Below are 16,590 nucleotides of genomic sequence, written 5' to 3'. Positions count from 1 at the left end.
GGGGTGGCCGGGCAGGGCGTCGCGTCGGCGCTGGTGGTGGAGTTCGGCGGCACACCGCTCCCCGCCGAGCTGGCGAACACCCTGGTCGAGGGGTATGTGGACGACAGCCGTACGCTCCCCGACCTCTTCGTGCTGCGTTTTCGCGACCCCGAGCGGGTGCTGCTGGAGCGGACCGGTCTCGCGATCGGCGGCGAGGCGCGGCTGCTGGCCCGCGCGGGCGGCGACAGCGCGCCGAAGCCGCTGCTGACGGGGGTGGTGACCGCGCTGGAGGTGGAGCTGGACGAGACGGGCACCTTCACCGTCGTCCGGGGCCTGGACGAGTCGCACCGGCTCTTCCGGGGCCGCCGGGTGGCCAGCTACCAGAACATGACGCTCGCCGACGTCTGCGCGCGGGTCGCCCAGCGCGCCGGGCTGAAGCCGGGGCCGGTGGATGTGGCCGGGCCGGTGCTCGAACACCTCGTACAGCCGAATGTCACCGACTGGGAGTTCGTGCGCGGACTCGCGGAGGAGGCCGGGGCCCAGGCGTATGTGCGCGACGGGAGTCTGCACCTCACCCGGCCCACCGGGGCGAGCGGAGCGCCCGGCGGATCGGCGCGGGCGGAGCGCGATCCGCTGGTGCTGGAGATGGGGGCCAATCTGCTGCGCTGCCGGGCGGGGGTGTCCTCCGCCGAGCAGGTCTCCGAGGTCGAGGTGCGCGGCTGGGACGTGCGGACGAAGGAGCCGCTGGTGGGGCGGGCCCCGGCGGGCAAGTCCGCCACCCTGGAGCTGGGGGTGACGGCGGCCGAGGTGTCCGCGCCCTTCGGCGAGGCGCGGTTCGTGGTGACGGACGCGGCGTACGGGACACAGGAGCAGGTGGATCTGGCGGCCAGGGCGCTCGCCGAGCGGATCGCCGGGTCGTTCGCCGAGCTGGAGGCGGTGATCCGGGGGAACCCGGAGGTCAGGGCGGGCAGCGCGGTGGCGCTCAACGCGGTGGGCGCGCCCTTCGAGGGGCGGTACACGGTCACTTCGACGCGCCATGTCTTTGACTCGGTACGCGGTTACGAGACCTGGATCACCGTCTCGGGTCAGCAGGAGCGCTCGCTGTTCGGCCTGACCGGCGGCGGCGCGAACAGCGGGGGCGGGGGCGGGAACGGGGGCGGCGCGCGCCCGCGGGGGCTGGTGAACGGGACGGTCACGGACACCCAGGACCCGGAGGGGTCGGGGCGGGTGAAGGTCCGGTTCCCCTGGCTGTCCGACGAGTACGCGAGCGACTGGGCGCGCACCGCGCAGTCCGGCGGGACCAGCGGCGGGGAAGCGTTCATTCCGGAGGTCGGCGACGAGGTGCTGGTCGGCTTCGAGCACGGGCGGCTGGACCGGCCGTACGTCCTCGCGGGGCTCTACAACGGGAAGGACCGGCCGGGCGGCGGGTCCCCCGCCGCGGGGAAACCGGGCGGCGGTCTGGTCGATCCGACCACCGGCGCGGTCAACCGCCGCGCCTTCGCCTCCAAGAGCGGGAACCAGCTGGAGATCCTGGACAACGCCGACGGCCCGCAGGGCGTCCGGCTGCTCACCGGCGACGGCAGGCTGACCATCGATCTCGACCGCCGGGGCACCGTGATCGTCATCAACAGCGACGGCGGCGTGACCATCGAGGCCAAGGAGAAGGTCTCCATCAAGGCGGCCCGGGGCGTCGCCCTGGACGCGGGCGAGGGGCCGCTCGAACTCGCCGGGCAGAGCCTCGCGCTGACCTCCCGTACCGGAGTGGTGGTCGACGGCGGCAACGGCCGGGTCCGGCTCGCGACCGGCGGCGCGGTCGAGGTGCAGGGCGCGCAGGTGGCGGTGAACGGCACCCAGCGCACCGACATCAAGGCCGGCGGCTCGCTCTCCGTCAACGCCCCCATGGTGCGCATCAACTGAGATCGACCGAGGAGGAGGAACGTCATGTCGGCAGCAGCCGCCCGCGTCGGCGACCCCACCGGACACCCCGGCACGATCGGGCCGCCCGGTGTCCCGTCCGTACTGATCGGAGGGCGGCCCGCCGCCACCGTCGGCGGCGCGCACCAGTGCGCCGCCCCGGGCCATCCGCCGTCCGCGCTCGCCCCGCCCGGCAGCTCCACCGTCCTCATCGGCGGGCGGCCCGCCGCCCGGGTCGGTGATCTCGCGGGCTGCGGCTCCCCGGTGGTCTCCGGCTGCCCGACCGTGCTGATCGGGGGCTGAGCGGCGATGGGACAGCAGTTCATCGGCGCGGGCTGGGCCTTTCCGCCGCGTGTGGACGCCACCGGCTCGATCGCGCTGGTACACGGGGAACACGAGCTGGAGGAGTCGATCCGGCTGATCCTGGCGACCTCGCCGGGCGAGCGCCCGATGCGGCCGGAGTTCGGCTGCGCGATCAACGACTATGTGTTCGCGCCCGCCGACGCGGGGACGGCCGGGCAGCTCGCGTACGAGGTGCGCCTCGCGCTGGAGCGCTGGGAGCCGAGGGTCGAGGTGACCGAGGTGGCCGTCCGCTTCGACGCGGCGGACCAGGGGGTGCTGTACATCGACATCGGCTATACGGTCCGAGGGGCCAACGACCCCCGGAATCTGGTCTTCCCGTTCTATGTGATCCCGCAGCACGAGCAGCGGTCGTACGGCGGGCACGGCGGGCACGGCGGGCACGGCGAGGGGGCGGGCGCGTGAATCTGCCCAGCCCGCATCTGGACGACCGGCGGTTCCAGGATCTGGTGGACGAGGCCAAGCGCCTGGTGCAGCAGCGCTGCCCGGAGTGGACCGACCACAATGTGTCGGACCCCGGGGTGACCCTGATCGAGGCCTTCGCGACCATGGTGGACCAGCTCGTCTACCGGGTGAACCGGGTCCCGGAGAAGAGCTATCTGACCTTCCTCGATCTGATCGGGGTCCGGCTCCACCCGCCCACCGCCGCGCGGACACGGGTGACCTTCCGGCTCTCCGCGCCCCAGCCGGAGCCGGTGCGGGTGCGGGCGGGCACGGAGGTCGCCACCGTCCGTACCGCGACCGAGGAGGCGGTGGTCTTCACCACCGTCGGCGAACTCTCCGTGGTGCCCTGCTCCTACGCCCATCTCGCCACCCGGCCGGTGTCGGGGGAGGCCGTGGACCGTACGGAGGAGCTGGCGCTCGGCCGCGACGTACCGTGCTTCGGCACCGGCCCCGGGACCGGCCCGACCCCCGGGGACGCGCTCTACGTCGGTCTGTCGGCGGCCGTGCCGTCCGGGGTCGTCGCCCTGCGGCTGGACTGCACGGTGGAGGGCGTGGGCGTCGACCCGCTGCGGCCGCCGCTGGTGTGGGAGGCGTGGGACGGCGAGGCCTGGCGGGCCTGCGAGGTGGAGAAGGACGACACGGGCGGCTTCAACAAGTCCGGTGAGCTGATCCTGCATCTGCCCCGGGCCCACGCCCCGACGGCCGTCGCCCGGCGCACCGGCGGCTGGCTGCGCTGCCGGCTGACCGAGGCCGAGCCGGGGCAGCCGACGTATGTGGCATCGCCGGTGGTGCGCGGGGTGACCGCGTTCACGATCGGCGCGACCGTCGGCGCGGAACACGCGGAGACCGTCATGGACGAGGTCCTCGGGGCGGCGGAGGGGGTGCCGGGCCAGGTGTTCGCCGTCGCCCGCCCGCCGGTGGTCCCCGGGGAGTTCGTGGTCGAGATCTCCGAACCGGCGGCCGGAGCGGAGACCGGGTCCGACAGCGGTGCGGACGGTACGCGGGAGTGGACCCGGGTCGACGACTTCGCCCACTCCGGCCCCGAGGACCGGCACATCACCCTGGACCCGGGCTCGGGCCGGGTCGAGTTCGGCCCCGCCGTGCGCGAACGGGACGGCGGGATCCGCCACTACGGCGCGGTGCCGCCGAAGGGCGCCACCGTGCGCGTGCGGTCCTACCGCACCGGCGGCGGGCTGCGCGGCAATGTCGCCCGCTCCACCCTGCGGGTGCTGCGCGGCGCGATCCCCTATGTGGCCCGGGTGGAGAACCGCGTACCGGCGCTCGGCGGGGTCGACGGCGAGAGCGTGGAGAGCGCGCGGGTGCGCGGGCCGATGACGCTGCGCACCCTGCACCGGGCCGTCGTGCCGCACGACTACGAACTCCTCGCCCGGGAGGTCGCGCCGGACGCGGCCCGGGTGCGGTGCGTGCCCGCCGGGGAGGAGCCGGGGGCCGAGGCCGGGGTGGTGCGGCTGCTGGTGGTGCCGTCGGGCAGCGGGGACGGGCGGGGCCGGATCGCGTTCGACGAACTGATCCCGCCGGAGTCCACCCTCGCGCGGATCGCCCGCCATCTCGACGAGCGCCGCCCGATCGGGGCCCGGCTGGTGGTCGAACCACCCTTCTACCAGGGCGTCACCGTCGTCGCCACGGTGCTGGCCCGCCGGGGCGCGGTCCCGGAGCGGGTACGGGAGACGGCGCTGGCGGCGCTGTACGGCTACTTCAACGCGCTGACCGGCGGCCCGGCCGGGCAGGGCTGGCCGTTCGGCAGACCGGTCCAGTCGGGCGAGGCGTTCGCCGTGCTCCAGCAGGTGCCGGGGGTCGATCTGGTGGAGGACGTACGCCTCTTCCCGGCCGACCCGGTGACCGGCCGGCGCACCGAGGCCGCCACCAGGATCACGCTCGACCGGCACGCGCTGGTCTTCAGCCATGACCACCAGCTCCGGGTACGGGAGGGCTGAGGCCGTGCGAAAGGCCGTGCCCGGACTGGCGAGCCCGCATCCGCTGATCGACCGGCTCCCCGCCGTCTATCTGGAACAGGACTTCCTCCGGCGCTTTCTGGGGGCGCTCGACGAGGTGCTCGCGCCGGTGCTGCTCTCCATCGACAATCTCCCCGCCCATCTCGACCCGCGCAGCGCGCCCGACGACTTCCTCGACTGGCTGGCCCGCTGGGTGGCGGTCGAACCGCGTGCCGAAGGACCGCCGGAGCAGCGCCGGGCGGCGGTGCGCGGCGCGGTCTCCCGGCACAGCGCGCGCGGGACGGCGCGCGGGCTCGCGGAGGCGGTGCGGCTGGAGACCGGCGTCGAGCCGGAGATCGTCGAGAGCGGGGGTACGGCGTGGTCGACGCAGTCCGGGACCTCCGCGCCGGGGACGGCCCGCCCCTGGGTGACGGTCCGGCTCCGGCTGGGGGCGACCCCGGTCGACCGGGTGCGGCTGGAGGAGTTGCTGCGTACGGAGGTGCCCGCGCATGTCGGCTTCGATCTGGAGCTGCTGCCGGACGGGGACGACAGGGGCGACAGGCGCGGGGACGGGATCGGGGGCGCGGAGTGATCTGTGAGGCGTGCGGGCAGCGGAACGCGCCGGGGACGGCGTTCTGCACTTCGTGCGAGGCCTTCCTCGACTGGGAGCCGTCACAGGCTCCCGGTACGGGTACGGGTACGCGTACCCGTACAGAACCGGAACCGGAACCGAGTGCCGGGGCCGATGACTCGGTGGTGCCGAGGCGGCCCGGGGACGAGGAGGGCCCCCTGCCGCCGGAGGCCGACGCGGCGGACGCACCGGCTCCCGCCCCCGCGCCGCCGGGGAGAAGCGTCCGCTGCCCGGGCTGCCGGGCCGAGAACCCCCCGGGCCGTACGCTCTGCGTCCGCTGCGCGCTGCTGCTCGACCCCGGCCCGGGGCCCGGCCCGGTCGTACGCCTGGCCTGGTGGCGGCGCGTGCTGCGCCAAGGGCCTCGGGCGGCTCCGCCCGCCGGGGCCAGACCGCGCCGGAGGCTGTGGCGGCGGCCGGGGCTCGCGCTGCCGTTGGCGCTGGTCGTGGTGGTGGCGGCGGTGTGGTTCGGGCTGCCGCACCTCCCGTGGGCGATCGGGTTCGCGAAGGAGGAGACCGGGGCTCAGGAGCCGCTGCCGCCCGCCGTGTTCCGGGCCTCCAGCAGCGCGCCGGGGCATCCGGCGAGCGCGGCCTTCGACGGTTTCAACAACCGCTACTGGGCTCCGGGGAGGGCGGGCCGGGAGGTCGGCGAGTTCGTGGAGTGCGACTTCGAGCAGCCGGTGAAGGTCCGGAGAATCATCGTCTTCTCCGGTGTCTCGGCGCGGCGGGACGAGTTCCTCACCCAGGCCCGCCCGGCCGGGATCACCGTGACGTTCGTCGCCGAGTCCGGTGAGCGGACGACGAAGCGGATCCGGCTCAAGGACCAGCCGGGCCAGCAGACGTTCGAGGTGCGGGGGGACCGGGTGGTCGGGGTCCGGCTGACGACGGACGCGGCCTACGGGACCGGGACCGGGGCCGACCGGCGGCCGGCGATCGCCGAGGTCGAGTTCTTCGGCAGCCGCCACCACTGAACCGCCGGCGACGCCGACGGCCGTCTGTTCAGCGGAAGAACTGGCCGCGTACCGCCCCGTCGCGGAAGTCCTCGGTGCGCAGACTGGCGTAGAACGCCTCGGGTCTTGAGGTGAGTTGCCGGATCAGCTCGGCGCGCGGCACCGGGACCGTGCCCGCCACGGCGAAGATGTTCGGGGGCATCGGTGTGCCGAGGAGCGGGAGCGCGATCGGGCCGTTCCGGCCGAGCGCGCCCTTGTGGAGGTGGACCGAGAGCGGAGGCGTGATGTTGACCCAGGTCAGGGAGTAGCCGAGGGATCCGCTGCCGGGCCGGAGGAAGACGACGGCGTGACCGTCGGGGTCGGCCGCGGCGCGGACGCCCGCGGCCGGGACCTTCTGTCCGCCGTCGGCCTGGGCGCGCGGCTCGCCGCCCTGGATGACGCTGAGCGGGTTGAACTCCCGGTCGTACGATTCGAGCTGGGCGCGGACCGCGCCGCCGGGGAACTCGTCGGTGTGGAGGCTGACGTAGTGGCCGCCGGGGTCGGTGCGCAGCAGTTCGGCGAGGTCGGCGTCGGTGACGGTGGTCTGTCCCGCGGCGGAGTGGACGCCGTCGGGCAGCGCCTTGGTGAACAGCCCGGCGACGAGGTCGCCGTTGGCGCCCGCCTCGCCCCGGTGGATCCGGGCGAGGGTCGGGGTGGAGAGCCCGTTCCAGGTGAGGGAGAAGGTGATCCGGTCGCCCCTGATCTGGATCCGGGCGACCGCGCGGCCGTCCCGGTCGCCGCCGCCGTCCTGGCCGCCGCCGCCGTCGTCCTGGCCGCCCTTGGCCGGTATGTGCCCGGAGCCGTCGAGCCGGGCGATCAGGGATACGGGGGTCCCGCCCGGGTGGTTCTGAAGGGCGCCCGCCCCGGCTTCCGGCGCGGCGGGCGGGACGGGGGTCTCGGTCCGGTCCGAGCCGGCCGGGCTGGGGGTGCCGTGGACCGGCCGCGCGCCGCCCCCGCTGCCCGCCACCGGGGCGGGATCGGTGCAGGCCGCCGCCCCGACGGCGAGTGAGACGGCGGCAGTGGCGGCCGAGAGGAGTCTGCGCATCGTGGGCGTCCTTTCGCGGACGGGTGCGGGGCGGGGTGCCGGCCGGGCCGTCGGGGTGCGACCGGGCCGTCGGGCAGGGGGTCGGGGGCGCGGAGTGGGAGCGGGGGCGGGAGTGAAAGCCGGCGCAACCGGTCCACGTACGAAAGGGCCGGACGGTTCACCGTCCGGCCCCTTCAAAAAGGAAGACCTCACCCTTCAGGTCCTGAGGGGTGTGGCCACATAGGTTTTGCCCGCCTCGTTCTCCACCGCGATCGAGGCGACGTCCTCCCGGGCGACGGCGGCGGAGCCGTCGAGATTGGCCCCCTTCTCCGCGCTGCCGACCAGCCAGCTCCCGGCCACTTCACGGGTGCCGTCCCTGCTCACCACCACGATTCTGCACCGCTCCCCCGCCGGAATCCCGCTGACGGAGACATTGAGCCGCACCCACTCGGCGGACGGGGTCATCCGTACCGCCATCCTGGCCCCGGTGCCCCGGTCCCGGGCGGAGGCGACCACAACCCCGGTGGGGGCCGGAGCGACGGGCGGGGACGAGACGGCGGACGGGCGGGCCGCGGGGCGCGTACGGTCCTCGCCGGTGGAGCGGCCGATGGCGAATCCGCCGCCGAGGACGGCCGCCGCCGCGACCACCGCCGCGGCGGCCAGGAGGGAGCGCCGCAGACGCTCGGCCGTGCCGCGCTCCTCGCGGGCCTGCCGCAGGGTCCGCCGGAGCAGCGGTTCGCCGTCCTCCGGGGGACCGTCGAGAAAGGCCTCGGGCGGGACCTCGCCGAGGGCCGTCTCCCATTCCCTGAGCACGGAGACCTCTTCACGGCAGGTCTCGCAGGATTTGACGTGCTCTTCGACGGCCTGTGCCTCCCGTTCGTCCAGAGCGCCGAGCACATAAGCGCCCAGCATTTCATTGTCGTGCTGCCGGGTGCTCATGCCGCCGCCTCCTTCACCATGACGAGCTTCGCCGATCCGGGCTTCTCCGTGTACAGCTCTCTCAGGGACTTCAGCGCGTAGTGGGAACGGGACTTGACGGTCCCGGCCGGTATTCCGAGCGTTTTGGCGGCTTCGGCGACGGTGTGTCCGCGGAAGTAGATTTCCAGCAGCACTTCCCGGTGGTCGGGCGAGAGCCGGTCGAGGGCCTCCATCACCATCATCGAGTCGACCACGGCCTCGGCGTGGTCCGCCTCCACCGGCCCGTTGGCGGGCGACTGGGCGACCTCGGGCGGGCGGGCGGCCCGGGCGCGGAAGCGGTCGGTGATGATGTTGCGGGCCACCGTGAGGAGCCAGCCCCGCACCGATCCCTTGCCGTTGACCAGCGCGTCGGGGTGTTTCCAGGCCCGGATCAGGGTCTCCTGCACCACGTCCTCGGCGGCGCTGCGGTCTCCGGTGAGCCGCTGCGCGTAGGCGAGGAGGGCTCTGCCGTGTTCCTCGTAGAGGGCCCGTATCAGCACTTCGTCACTCGCCTTCTGACGAGTGCGGGACCATAGCGCCGCCATGCACTCACTCCGTCCTCTGCTTGGCCATGCGCTCAACACGGCCCGGGCGCGGGGTCGGTTCAACGGCCGGGCGAAGGCTTCAGGAGTCGGCGCCGCAGCGGCGGCCCTCGTTCAGGCACGCGGTCAGCCGGCTCTGCTGCCGTTCGGTCATCACGTTGATGAACATCGCGTGGTCGGTCTTGGGGTGGCGCTTCTGCGCGGGGAAGGAGTCGAGCGCGAAGGGCACGGAGTACGGCAGCTCGTAGCTGAGGGTGATCCTCAGCCGGGGCACGGGGAAGGTCCCGGCGGGGCAGCTCCCGCCCGCCCCGGGGAAGGCCACATGCCCGCGGTGTCCTTCGCTGTCGGTGTGCAGCCCGTTCCAGCAGCTGGGGAAGTCGAGCGTACGGGTGGGCCCGTGGCCGGCCGGGCAGACCGGGTATTTGACGGTGAAGCGGCCGGGGTGGCCCGAGCATCCCCACTGGGCGCGTACGCGTGCGTCGCCCGCGGTCGCCGCCACCGGGTCGCCGGTGACCATCCGCAGGAAGCGCGGCATGGGGATCACCCGGCTCACCGGGCTGCCGCGGTACTCCAGCCGTACCGAGGAGGGCGTGAGGATCTCGCCCGTGTTGCCGTGCACCCCGCCGCCGCCGTGGGTGTCGCCGTCGGTCCCGGCGCGGTCCAGCCTTCGCAGCACCGGCCAGAAGTAGGTGGAGAGGTCGCCGTTCGCGCAGGTGGTGTCGGCCGCGGCCAGACTCCGGTCGGTGGAGAGGGCGTTGGTCGAGGTGTTGCCGACATAGTCGTGGGTGTGGTGGGCGCCGCCGGCGATTCCCGGCGAGGTCACCACATTGTCCGTGTTGTACTGCCCTCTCTCATTGCGCCCGCATTCCTCGGTGAAGACACCGGTGGAAGCGTCGGGGCCCGGCGGAGGATCCGAGGCGACCGGAAAGTCGGCCAATTCGGCATATTCCCCGGCCACTGGTGAAGAACCCGGTGAAGAACCGCTCTCCGTCGCGGTCAGCACGACGACAACCCCGATGACCAGAGTAAGACACAAGGTCAATAAGAGCGGCGGGGTCTGCATCGGTGCGGCTCCCTGACGGCGCGGATTCTTCACCACGGGGTCAGAATCCCAGCACGGACCCGCATCTTCAATATCAACGCGTTGAACCGTTCCCGCCCTCCTTCCGTGTGCGAGGGGCGGGCAGAGCAATGGATCTTATAGCGGCCGGGGCGACCGCCGGCCGCTATAGGAAATTCGCGCGGTTCACTCACTACTGTGCGGCTGATCAGCCCCGCCGCAGGTTCGCGAGGGTGGTGTCCAGATCGGCGCGGCCGGGGCGGTTGTGGGGCAGCTTCCCGAGGAGGGCGGCCATCGCGCAGGTGTTGGAGAGGGCGGAGAAGACGAGCCCCGCCGCGATCCCCGCCGAGAGCAGCTGGAAGGCGGGGTGCACGAGCAGGGCGAGGAGCAGACCGAGGAGTACGAGGGAGCCCGCCGTGAAACGGACCTGACGGTCCATGGCCCAGACGGTCCGGCCCGTGGTCTCGGGCCGGTGGATCTCGCCTCCGGCGGCGGCCCAGGCCGTGGTCCCGCCGTCCAGGGTCGCGGCGGTCACCCCGTCGCGGGCCAGCAGGGCGCAGGCGTTCGCCGAGCGTGCCCCGGAGGCGCAGACCATGAGGAGTTCGCCCCGGTCGGCGGCTTCGCGCAGGGCGGGCAGGGCGCGGCCGAGGGCGTCGAGGGGGATGTTGTGGGCGGTGGGCAGATGTCCGGAGGCGTACTCGCCGGGGGTGCGCACATCGATGACGGTCAGGGTGTGCAGACGCGTCCGGGCGGTGTCGGTGGTGAGGGTGGTGGTGCTCATGGCCGGTTCCTTTCGGGGTGGTGACTGGGAGGTTCAGAGGAGGACGTCGAGGAGCATGAAGGCGGCCACGGCGAGCAGGACGTACGCGAACACGCGCCGCAGCCGGTCGCCGGAGAGCCGGGCGGCGAGACGCTTCCCGTCCCACGCGCCGAGGATCGCCGCCCCGGTGAAGGGGGCGACGACGGCCCAGTCGAGGCCGTCGGCGGTGCCCGCGCGGGTGGTGAGCGCGGCGGTGGAGGTGACGGCGATGACCAGCAGGCTGGTGCCGACGGCGGCCTTCATCCGCAGCCCGACCACGCTCACCAGCGCCGGTACGGCGAGAAAGCCGCCGCCCACGCCGAGTACGCCGGTGACCGCGCCGAGACCGGCCCCCGCGCCCAGGACCCGGGCGGGCCGTACGGGAGGGTCCTCACCCGGATGGCTGTCGAGCACGGGCGGCCGGAGCATGCGCCAGGCCGCGAGTGCGGCGATCACGGCGAACGCGGCGGTCAGGACGGAGCCGGGGACCCGGCCCGCCGCGTACCCGCCGAGCGCGGCGGGGCCGATGCCCGCGCCCGCGAAGAGCAGCCCGGCCCGCCAGCGGACCTCGCCGTCCCCGGCCCGGGCGGCCAGCGAGACGAGCGAGGTCACGGCGACGATGATCAGACCGGCGGTGGTGGCGGCGGCCGGGCTGAAGCCGAGCAGATAGATCAGCGCGGGGACGGCCAGCACACCGCCGCCCCCGCCGAGCCCGCCCAGGGCGAGACCGACCACGGCCCCGGCCGCCAGGGCGAGGACGGTCATATGGCGTCCGCGGCGGTCCGGACGACGGTCAGACCCGCGTCGACGGCGCGGTCGAAGCCGTCGTCCACGGCGACCACGTCACGGCCGGCCGCGTCCAGCAGCGAGGCCGCGATCCCGGCCCGCATGCCGCCCGCGCAGTGCACCCAGACGGTCCCGGCGGGCACCTCGTCGATCCGCCGGTGCAGCGCGTGCACCGGGATGTGGACCGATCCCCCGACATGTCCGCCCGCCCGCTCGGAGTCCCGGCGCACATCCAGGACCACCGGCCGCTCCCCCGCCCCCGCCCCGCGCAGCTCCTCGGCCAGCTCGGCGAAGCCCGCACGGCGGAACGACACCGGGGCCTCGCCGGGGCGCACCCAGTCGGCCGGGCCGCCGGTCGCGGCGGCGGCGGGCCGGTCGATGCCGACCCGTACCAGCTCGCGCTGCGCCTCGGCGAGCTGTCGCGGCGAATCGGCGAGCAGGGTGACGGGCTTCCCCCACGGGATCATCCACGCGAGATATGTGGCGATCTTGCCGTCGGCCTCGAAGTTGAACGACCCCGCGACATGCCCCTCGGCGAAGGCGACCCGGTTGCGCAGATCCACGACCCACTCCCCGGCCGCGAGCCGCGCCGCGATGTCCTCCGCGTCGGCGCGTGCCGGTGCGGTCAGATCGACCGGGGCGGGGCCCGCCGCGTTGGCCGGGCCCATGTGCGCGTAATAGGCGGGTACGTCCTCCAGCCCGGCCAGCAGTCCGGCGACGAAGGTGTCGACGTCCTGGGCCAGCGCCGCGTTGAACGTCTTCTCCCGTCCGATGGTGCTCGTGTCGCCCCCCGCCTGACCCGAGGAGCAGAAGCTGCCGAAGCCGTGGGTGGGCAGCACCGAGGCGCTGTCGGGCAGCTCCTCGGCCAGCCGCCGCGCCGAGGCGTGCTGCGCGCGGGCCAGCCGCTCGGTCAGCCGGGGCTCGACCAGGTCGGGGCGGCCCACGCCGCCGATGAGCAGAGAGCCGCCGGTGAACGCGGCGACCGGGGAGCCGTCCTCCTGGAGGACGTACGCGGTGTGGTGCGGGGTGTGGCCCGGGGTGGCCAGGGCCCGCACCGTGATGCCCTCGTCGACGTCGATCACATCTCCGTCGTGGACCGGGACCCGGGCGAAGGAGACCTGCGCGGCGGCGGGCACCAGATAAGCGGCCCCGGTCAGCCTCGCCAGCTCCAGACCGCCGGTCACATAGTCGTTGTGGATGTGCGTCTCCACGACATGAGTGATCCGCACTCCCCGGCGGGCCGCCGCCGCGATCACCTGGTCGATGTCGCGCGGCGGGTCCACCGCGACCGCCGTCCTGAGGCCTCCGGCCAGGTAGTGCCGGTTGCCCAGCCCTTCGATCTCGATGGTGTCGACGAAGAACACGTGCCGCTCACTTCCTCACAGATTACCCCCCGGGGTATTAATTCGACCGTAACAGATTACCCCCGGGGGTATGCTGGAGAGCCCGCACCGAGGAGTTCGCCCCATGGACACCGCCGCCATGACCCCCGACGAGGAAGCCGCCGCCCGCGCCGTCCTCAACCGCCTGCGCCGCGCCCAGGGCCAGCTGACCGCCGTCATCGCCATGGTCGAAGAGGGCCGTGACTGCCGCGAGGTCGTCACCCAGCTCGCCGCCGTCAGCCGCGCCCTGGACCGCGCCGGCTTCAAGATCATCGCCACCCGTATGCGCGAATGCATGACCACCCGCGAAGAGGGCGGCGAGCCCAAGATCAATGAGGAAGAGCTGGAGAAGATCTTCCTCACCCTGGCCTGATTGCCGGGGCCGCCGCGACCGGGGCCGGGATCCCCTGTCTGGAGCAGCCCGGGAAGCGCGCCCTCCGTCTCCGGTCGACCCTGCTCCCATGAGCCACCCCAGAGTGATCACGGAAGCCCCGGACGGCGACGGCCCGTGCGCGATCCGCTTCAGGCGGGCCGTCACCGCGCTCATGATCGCGGGCCTGCTGGGCTCCATGGTCCTGCTCATCGTCATCGGCAGCGCGGACGCCTTCGCCGCCCTGACCTTCGCCGGGCGGGTCACCGGATTCCTCTTCGTCGCCTCGGGCCTGATCCAGGGAGCGGCGGCGGCCGCCGCCTTCGACTACTGGGGGAAGCGCCGCTGGAAGCACTCCGGCGCGGTGACGCTGACCGGTGCGCTCATCGCGTTGTTCACGAGCGGGCTCCTGGTCTTCCTGTGGTTCGAGGAGAGGGAGTACACGCCTTACGCGCTGACGTACTTCCCGCTGTTCTGCTGGTCGCTGTGGGCGCTCTGGCTCCTGGGCAGGGAGAAGGCGTGGCGGGGGATCCCGCACCCCAAGGGGTTCGCGGCGGGGGTGACGGCCACGGCACTGCTGGCCAGTACGAACCTGGCGTACTCCGCCGTGTACCAGCCCTACTCCCTGCCCGTCCAGTTCGCCATTGACATTACATTCGGCAATCCGGTCATGGGCCCCGGAAGGGAGATCATCAACCTCCCGGTGACAATCCGCACAGAGAATACAGGGAAAGTCGCTTCCTATATTCTCAACAGTTCCTACCAGGTCATGGGACGATCGGCCGCATTCGAGGGAAACTCTTCGGGCCTGACGGGCTGGAAAACCGATGTGAAACGCAAGTTCGACGCCGAGCGTTACGTCGGACCCGCCAGGGAAGAGATCATCAACACCGGCCCCGTAATCCGCGCCGGCACCTGGCTGGAGACCGGAGACGTGCAGGTCGAGCAGAGAGTCGCGCAAATCCCGGCGGATGCCGGATACGACCTGGTGCGCGCCACCACCGTGATCGCCCTGCTGCGGAAGGATCGCGGGAAGATCGGCCCTGAGTTCGAGGTCCCCCGGCACTCCTGGGATCCGGATCAGGCGCGGTTCTTTGAATGTCCACCCGAGTGCGAAGACCAAGTCCTGCACAGCGGAAGAGTGGTGCACAACAACAATATCGTCAACGTGACGAGGGAGCCCCGCCATGTGTATTCCCGGTGGACGACGGGGAAGGGTTCCACTCGCGTCCGGCTGACCATCTCCCCCGCCGATTCAAAGGGAAAAGCGTCGGCCGACGACGAATCTTACGACCAGTACGGAGTCTTCTGGGTGGGGTCGGGAGTAGCCACCGTCCCCTTCGCCGCGCTGACGAACCCCGCCCCCGAATAACCCCCTCTCACCCCACCCCCTCCAGCAACAGCCTCGCCGCCACCGTCGTCCCGTCCGTACGGACCGTGCCCGCGACAGCGGTCGCCCGCGCGAGGGTCCCGGGCAGCAGGGCCGTGTCGAGGGCGGCGGACAGGGACGCGAAGGTCGGGGTCGGCCCGGCGTGGGCCGCGCCGATGCCGAGGTCGGTGACGCGGGCGGCCCAGTAGGGCTGGTCGACGGCCTGGGGGACGACGACCTGGGGCACGCCGGCGCGGGCGGCTGTGGTGGTGGTGCCCGCGCCGCCGTGGTGGACGACGGCGGCGACGCGGGGGAAGAGGGCCTGGTGGTTGGCCTCGCCGACGGCGAAGCAGTCGGCCTGGCCGTCGATCGGGGAGAGATCGGCCCAGCCGTGGGAGAGCAGTACACGGCGGCCCTGGGCGCGGACGGCATCGATCGCCACGCGCGCGGCGTCCGCCGAGGTGTGCATGGGCATGCTGCCGAAGCCGACGTAGACCGGCGGTTCCCCGGCGTCCAGGAAGGACAGCAGCCCGGCGTCGAGCGGGCGTTCGTCCGGCTGGATCCACGCACCGGTCTGGACGGGGTCGAGGTCGGCGGGGGTCAGCCACGGGTCCAGGACCGGGTCCGTCGCCAGCCAGGGGCGGTCGCCGACGACATAGTCGCGTACGTCCGCCACCGGCGGCAGCCCGATCGACGCCCGGCCGGTGTTGAGCGCCTCGCCGAAGAGCGCGTTGACGCTCTCGGCGTCCAGCTCCCACAGCTTCCGGCTGTCGGTCACCCCCGGCGGGAAGGGACGGCCCGGATACGCCAGCGGCGCATGGTACGGCGAAGGCAGTGTGAGCTGCTGAAAGGTCACCGACACGGCGGGGACGCCCAGCTTCTCCGCCACCGACAGAGCCCCCGCCATCGCAGGCATCGCGCCGGTCGCCACCAGTACGTCGCACCCCTCGCCCGCCTCTCGCAGCGGGTCGAGCTGACCGGCGATCAACTCGGCCGCCCGCCGGGGCAGATCCCCCGGCGCGTGCACGGCCTTCGTCAGCGCCCGCGCCGACTGATAAACCGGCGTCATCGGCACCCCGACCCCGGCCAGCCTCCGCGCGAAGTCCTCGTCCGGCGGCGCGCACACCCGCACCTCCGCACCGAACTCCCGCAGCCGGACGGCGAGTCCCACCAGCGGCTCGACATCGCCGCGCGATCCGTAAGTGGACAGCAAAACGCGCATTCGTCACTCCTGAATCCTGGTCTCCACGGATTCCGAACCGATCGGATTCCGGCTCAGGCCGACGATTCTGCGGGACCACCGGGGCCTTGCCGCAAGCCCCCCACCGCGCTATAACTTGAGAGTGGCAAGGAGAGGATTCCCTCCTTGCCTTTTGTTTTTGCCCCCGGGCCTCTCGGTCCCTCGGTCCCTCGGTCCCTCGGTCAGCGATTCCCCTCCGCCGCCTCCGGCGCCTTGCCAGGCCGGACAGTGGCCACGATGGGCCAAATAAGACTGTAGACAAGCACCTTGGTCAGCGGGTTGAGCCAGACCAGCAGCGGAGCGCCTTCGTCGAGGGTGCCGACCAGCACCACCAGCCCGAAGATCATGCCGACACTGATCGCATAGGCCAGCAGAAACCTGAGCCAGGACTTCCAGGCGTCCGCGACGGCCGCCCGGCCGTACAGCTCGGGACGCGGCTCGGCGACGGCCCCGCCGAAGCGGCGCGCGAACTTCGCGTCCGCCCAGCGGACGACGCCGTGCCCGTAGACCACGGTCATGCCGAGGTAGGCCGCCGACAGGCCGTGCCAGACGGTCGGCTCGGCACCGTTCCGGATGCTGAGGACGGTGGCCCCCAGCAGCACCACATCGATCAGCGGGACGCACAGCAGCAGCGCACCGCCGAGGACCCGCCAACCGGCGGCGTAGCGCGCGGCCAGGCCGCCGGCAAGGAAGATCCAGAAGAGTACGTCGCAGACGAGAATCAAGTAGAGGATGACACGGCCCCCCAGTGCGCGGCGATTCGATCGCCATTGTCCCGGGTGGCCTATTGTCCCG

The 16,590-nt window shown here is 72.9% G+C and carries 17 protein-coding genes; 8 read left to right on the top strand and 9 right to left on the bottom strand.

The window, feature by feature from the left end; all coding sequences use genetic code 11:
* Positions 1-3: 3 nt before the first annotated feature.
* The 6 genes from IE247_RS13225 (at position 4) to IE247_RS34245 (ending at position 6,248) form a co-directional block, all read left to right on the top strand.
* Positions 4-1,896 (top strand): VgrG-related protein, encoded by a 1,893-nt coding sequence (locus tag IE247_RS13225; protein ID WP_190123247.1) that lies wholly within the window; start codon positions 4-6, stop codon positions 1,894-1,896.
* A 24-nt stretch (positions 1,897-1,920) separates the two neighbouring features.
* Positions 1,921-2,196, top strand: coding sequence for a PAAR domain-containing protein (locus tag IE247_RS13220; RefSeq protein WP_190123246.1), 276 nt, complete (start codon positions 1,921-1,923; stop codon positions 2,194-2,196).
* Positions 2,197-2,202: 6 nt separating this feature from the next.
* On the top strand, positions 2,203-2,658 hold the full coding sequence (locus tag IE247_RS13215) for a GPW/gp25 family protein (protein ID WP_190123245.1): 456 nt from the start codon (positions 2,203-2,205) through the stop codon (positions 2,656-2,658).
* Entirely contained in the window at positions 2,655-4,652 is a 1,998-nt protein-coding gene (locus IE247_RS13210; protein WP_190123244.1) for a putative baseplate assembly protein, read from the top strand. Before IE247_RS13215 ends, IE247_RS13210 begins: the two co-directional genes overlap by 4 nt.
* Before the next feature lie 4 nt (positions 4,653-4,656).
* Positions 4,657-5,241 carry a phage tail protein gene (locus IE247_RS13205; protein WP_190123243.1) on the top strand — a complete coding sequence of 195 codons (585 nt, stop codon included), beginning with the start codon at positions 4,657-4,659 and terminating at the stop codon, positions 5,239-5,241.
* A 164-nt stretch (positions 5,242-5,405) separates the two neighbouring features.
* Complete coding sequence (locus tag IE247_RS34245; RefSeq protein WP_229869089.1) at positions 5,406-6,248, top strand: discoidin domain-containing protein; 843 nt, start codon at positions 5,406-5,408, stop codon at positions 6,246-6,248.
* Positions 6,249-6,276: 28 nt separating this feature from the next.
* Here the strand turns inward: IE247_RS34245 and IE247_RS13195 are convergent, their stop codons facing one another.
* The 7 genes from IE247_RS13195 to IE247_RS13165 form a co-directional block, all read right to left on the bottom strand.
* On the bottom strand, positions 6,277-7,311 hold the full coding sequence (locus IE247_RS13195; RefSeq protein WP_190123242.1) for a CHRD domain-containing protein: 1,035 nt from the start codon (positions 7,309-7,311) through the stop codon (positions 6,277-6,279).
* Between the two features lie 195 nt (positions 7,312-7,506).
* Positions 7,507-8,229 (bottom strand): anti-sigma factor family protein, encoded by a 723-nt coding sequence (locus IE247_RS13190; protein ID WP_190123241.1) that lies wholly within the window; start codon positions 8,227-8,229, stop codon positions 7,507-7,509.
* Positions 8,226-8,792 (bottom strand): sigma-70 family RNA polymerase sigma factor, encoded by a 567-nt coding sequence (locus IE247_RS13185; RefSeq protein ID WP_190123240.1) that lies wholly within the window; start codon positions 8,790-8,792, stop codon positions 8,226-8,228. Before IE247_RS13185 ends, IE247_RS13190 begins: the two co-directional genes overlap by 4 nt.
* Before the next feature lie 79 nt (positions 8,793-8,871).
* The gene (locus IE247_RS13180) at positions 8,872-9,726 is read right to left on the bottom strand and encodes a DUF1996 domain-containing protein (RefSeq protein WP_229869088.1); all 855 of its coding nucleotides are present in this window, start codon (positions 9,724-9,726) and stop codon (positions 8,872-8,874) included.
* A gap of 331 nt (positions 9,727-10,057) precedes the next feature.
* The gene (locus tag IE247_RS13175; RefSeq protein ID WP_190123239.1) at positions 10,058-10,630 is read right to left on the bottom strand and encodes a rhodanese-like domain-containing protein; all 573 of its coding nucleotides are present in this window, start codon (positions 10,628-10,630) and stop codon (positions 10,058-10,060) included.
* Between the two features lie 33 nt (positions 10,631-10,663).
* Complete coding sequence (locus IE247_RS13170) at positions 10,664-11,413, bottom strand: sulfite exporter TauE/SafE family protein (protein ID WP_190123238.1); 750 nt, start codon at positions 11,411-11,413, stop codon at positions 10,664-10,666.
* Positions 11,410-12,798: an MBL fold metallo-hydrolase gene (locus tag IE247_RS13165; RefSeq protein WP_190123237.1), complete on the bottom strand. Its 1,389-nt coding sequence runs from the start codon at positions 12,796-12,798 to the stop codon at positions 11,410-11,412. Before IE247_RS13165 ends, IE247_RS13170 begins: the two co-directional genes overlap by 4 nt.
* 103 nt (positions 12,799-12,901) lie before the next feature.
* On the opposite strand from IE247_RS13165, the gene IE247_RS13160 reads away from it, so the two are divergent.
* Both IE247_RS13160 and IE247_RS13155 read left to right on the top strand, forming a co-directional pair.
* The gene (locus IE247_RS13160) at positions 12,902-13,189 is read left to right on the top strand and encodes a metal-sensitive transcriptional regulator (protein WP_444545281.1); all 288 of its coding nucleotides are present in this window, start codon (positions 12,902-12,904) and stop codon (positions 13,187-13,189) included.
* An 88-nt stretch (positions 13,190-13,277) separates the two neighbouring features.
* Entirely contained in the window at positions 13,278-14,558 is a 1,281-nt protein-coding gene (locus tag IE247_RS13155) for a hypothetical protein (RefSeq protein WP_190123236.1), read from the top strand.
* A gap of 7 nt (positions 14,559-14,565) precedes the next feature.
* Here the strand turns inward: IE247_RS13155 and IE247_RS13150 are convergent, their stop codons facing one another.
* Entirely contained in the window at positions 14,566-15,777 is a 1,212-nt protein-coding gene (locus tag IE247_RS13150; RefSeq protein WP_190123235.1) for a glycosyltransferase, read from the bottom strand.
* 200 nt (positions 15,778-15,977) lie between these two features.
* Entirely contained in the window at positions 15,978-16,520 is a 543-nt protein-coding gene (locus IE247_RS13145; RefSeq protein ID WP_190123234.1) for a hypothetical protein, read from the bottom strand.
* Positions 16,521-16,590 lie beyond the last annotated feature (70 nt).

It is taken from the genome of Streptomyces inusitatus, from assembly GCF_014651115.1.
In the GTDB taxonomy this organism is placed as follows: Bacteria; Actinomycetota; Actinomycetes; order Streptomycetales; family Streptomycetaceae; genus Streptomyces; species Streptomyces amakusaensis.
Note: the sequence above shows the minus strand (reverse complement) of the source record. Positions and strands in the feature narration are given on the sequence as shown.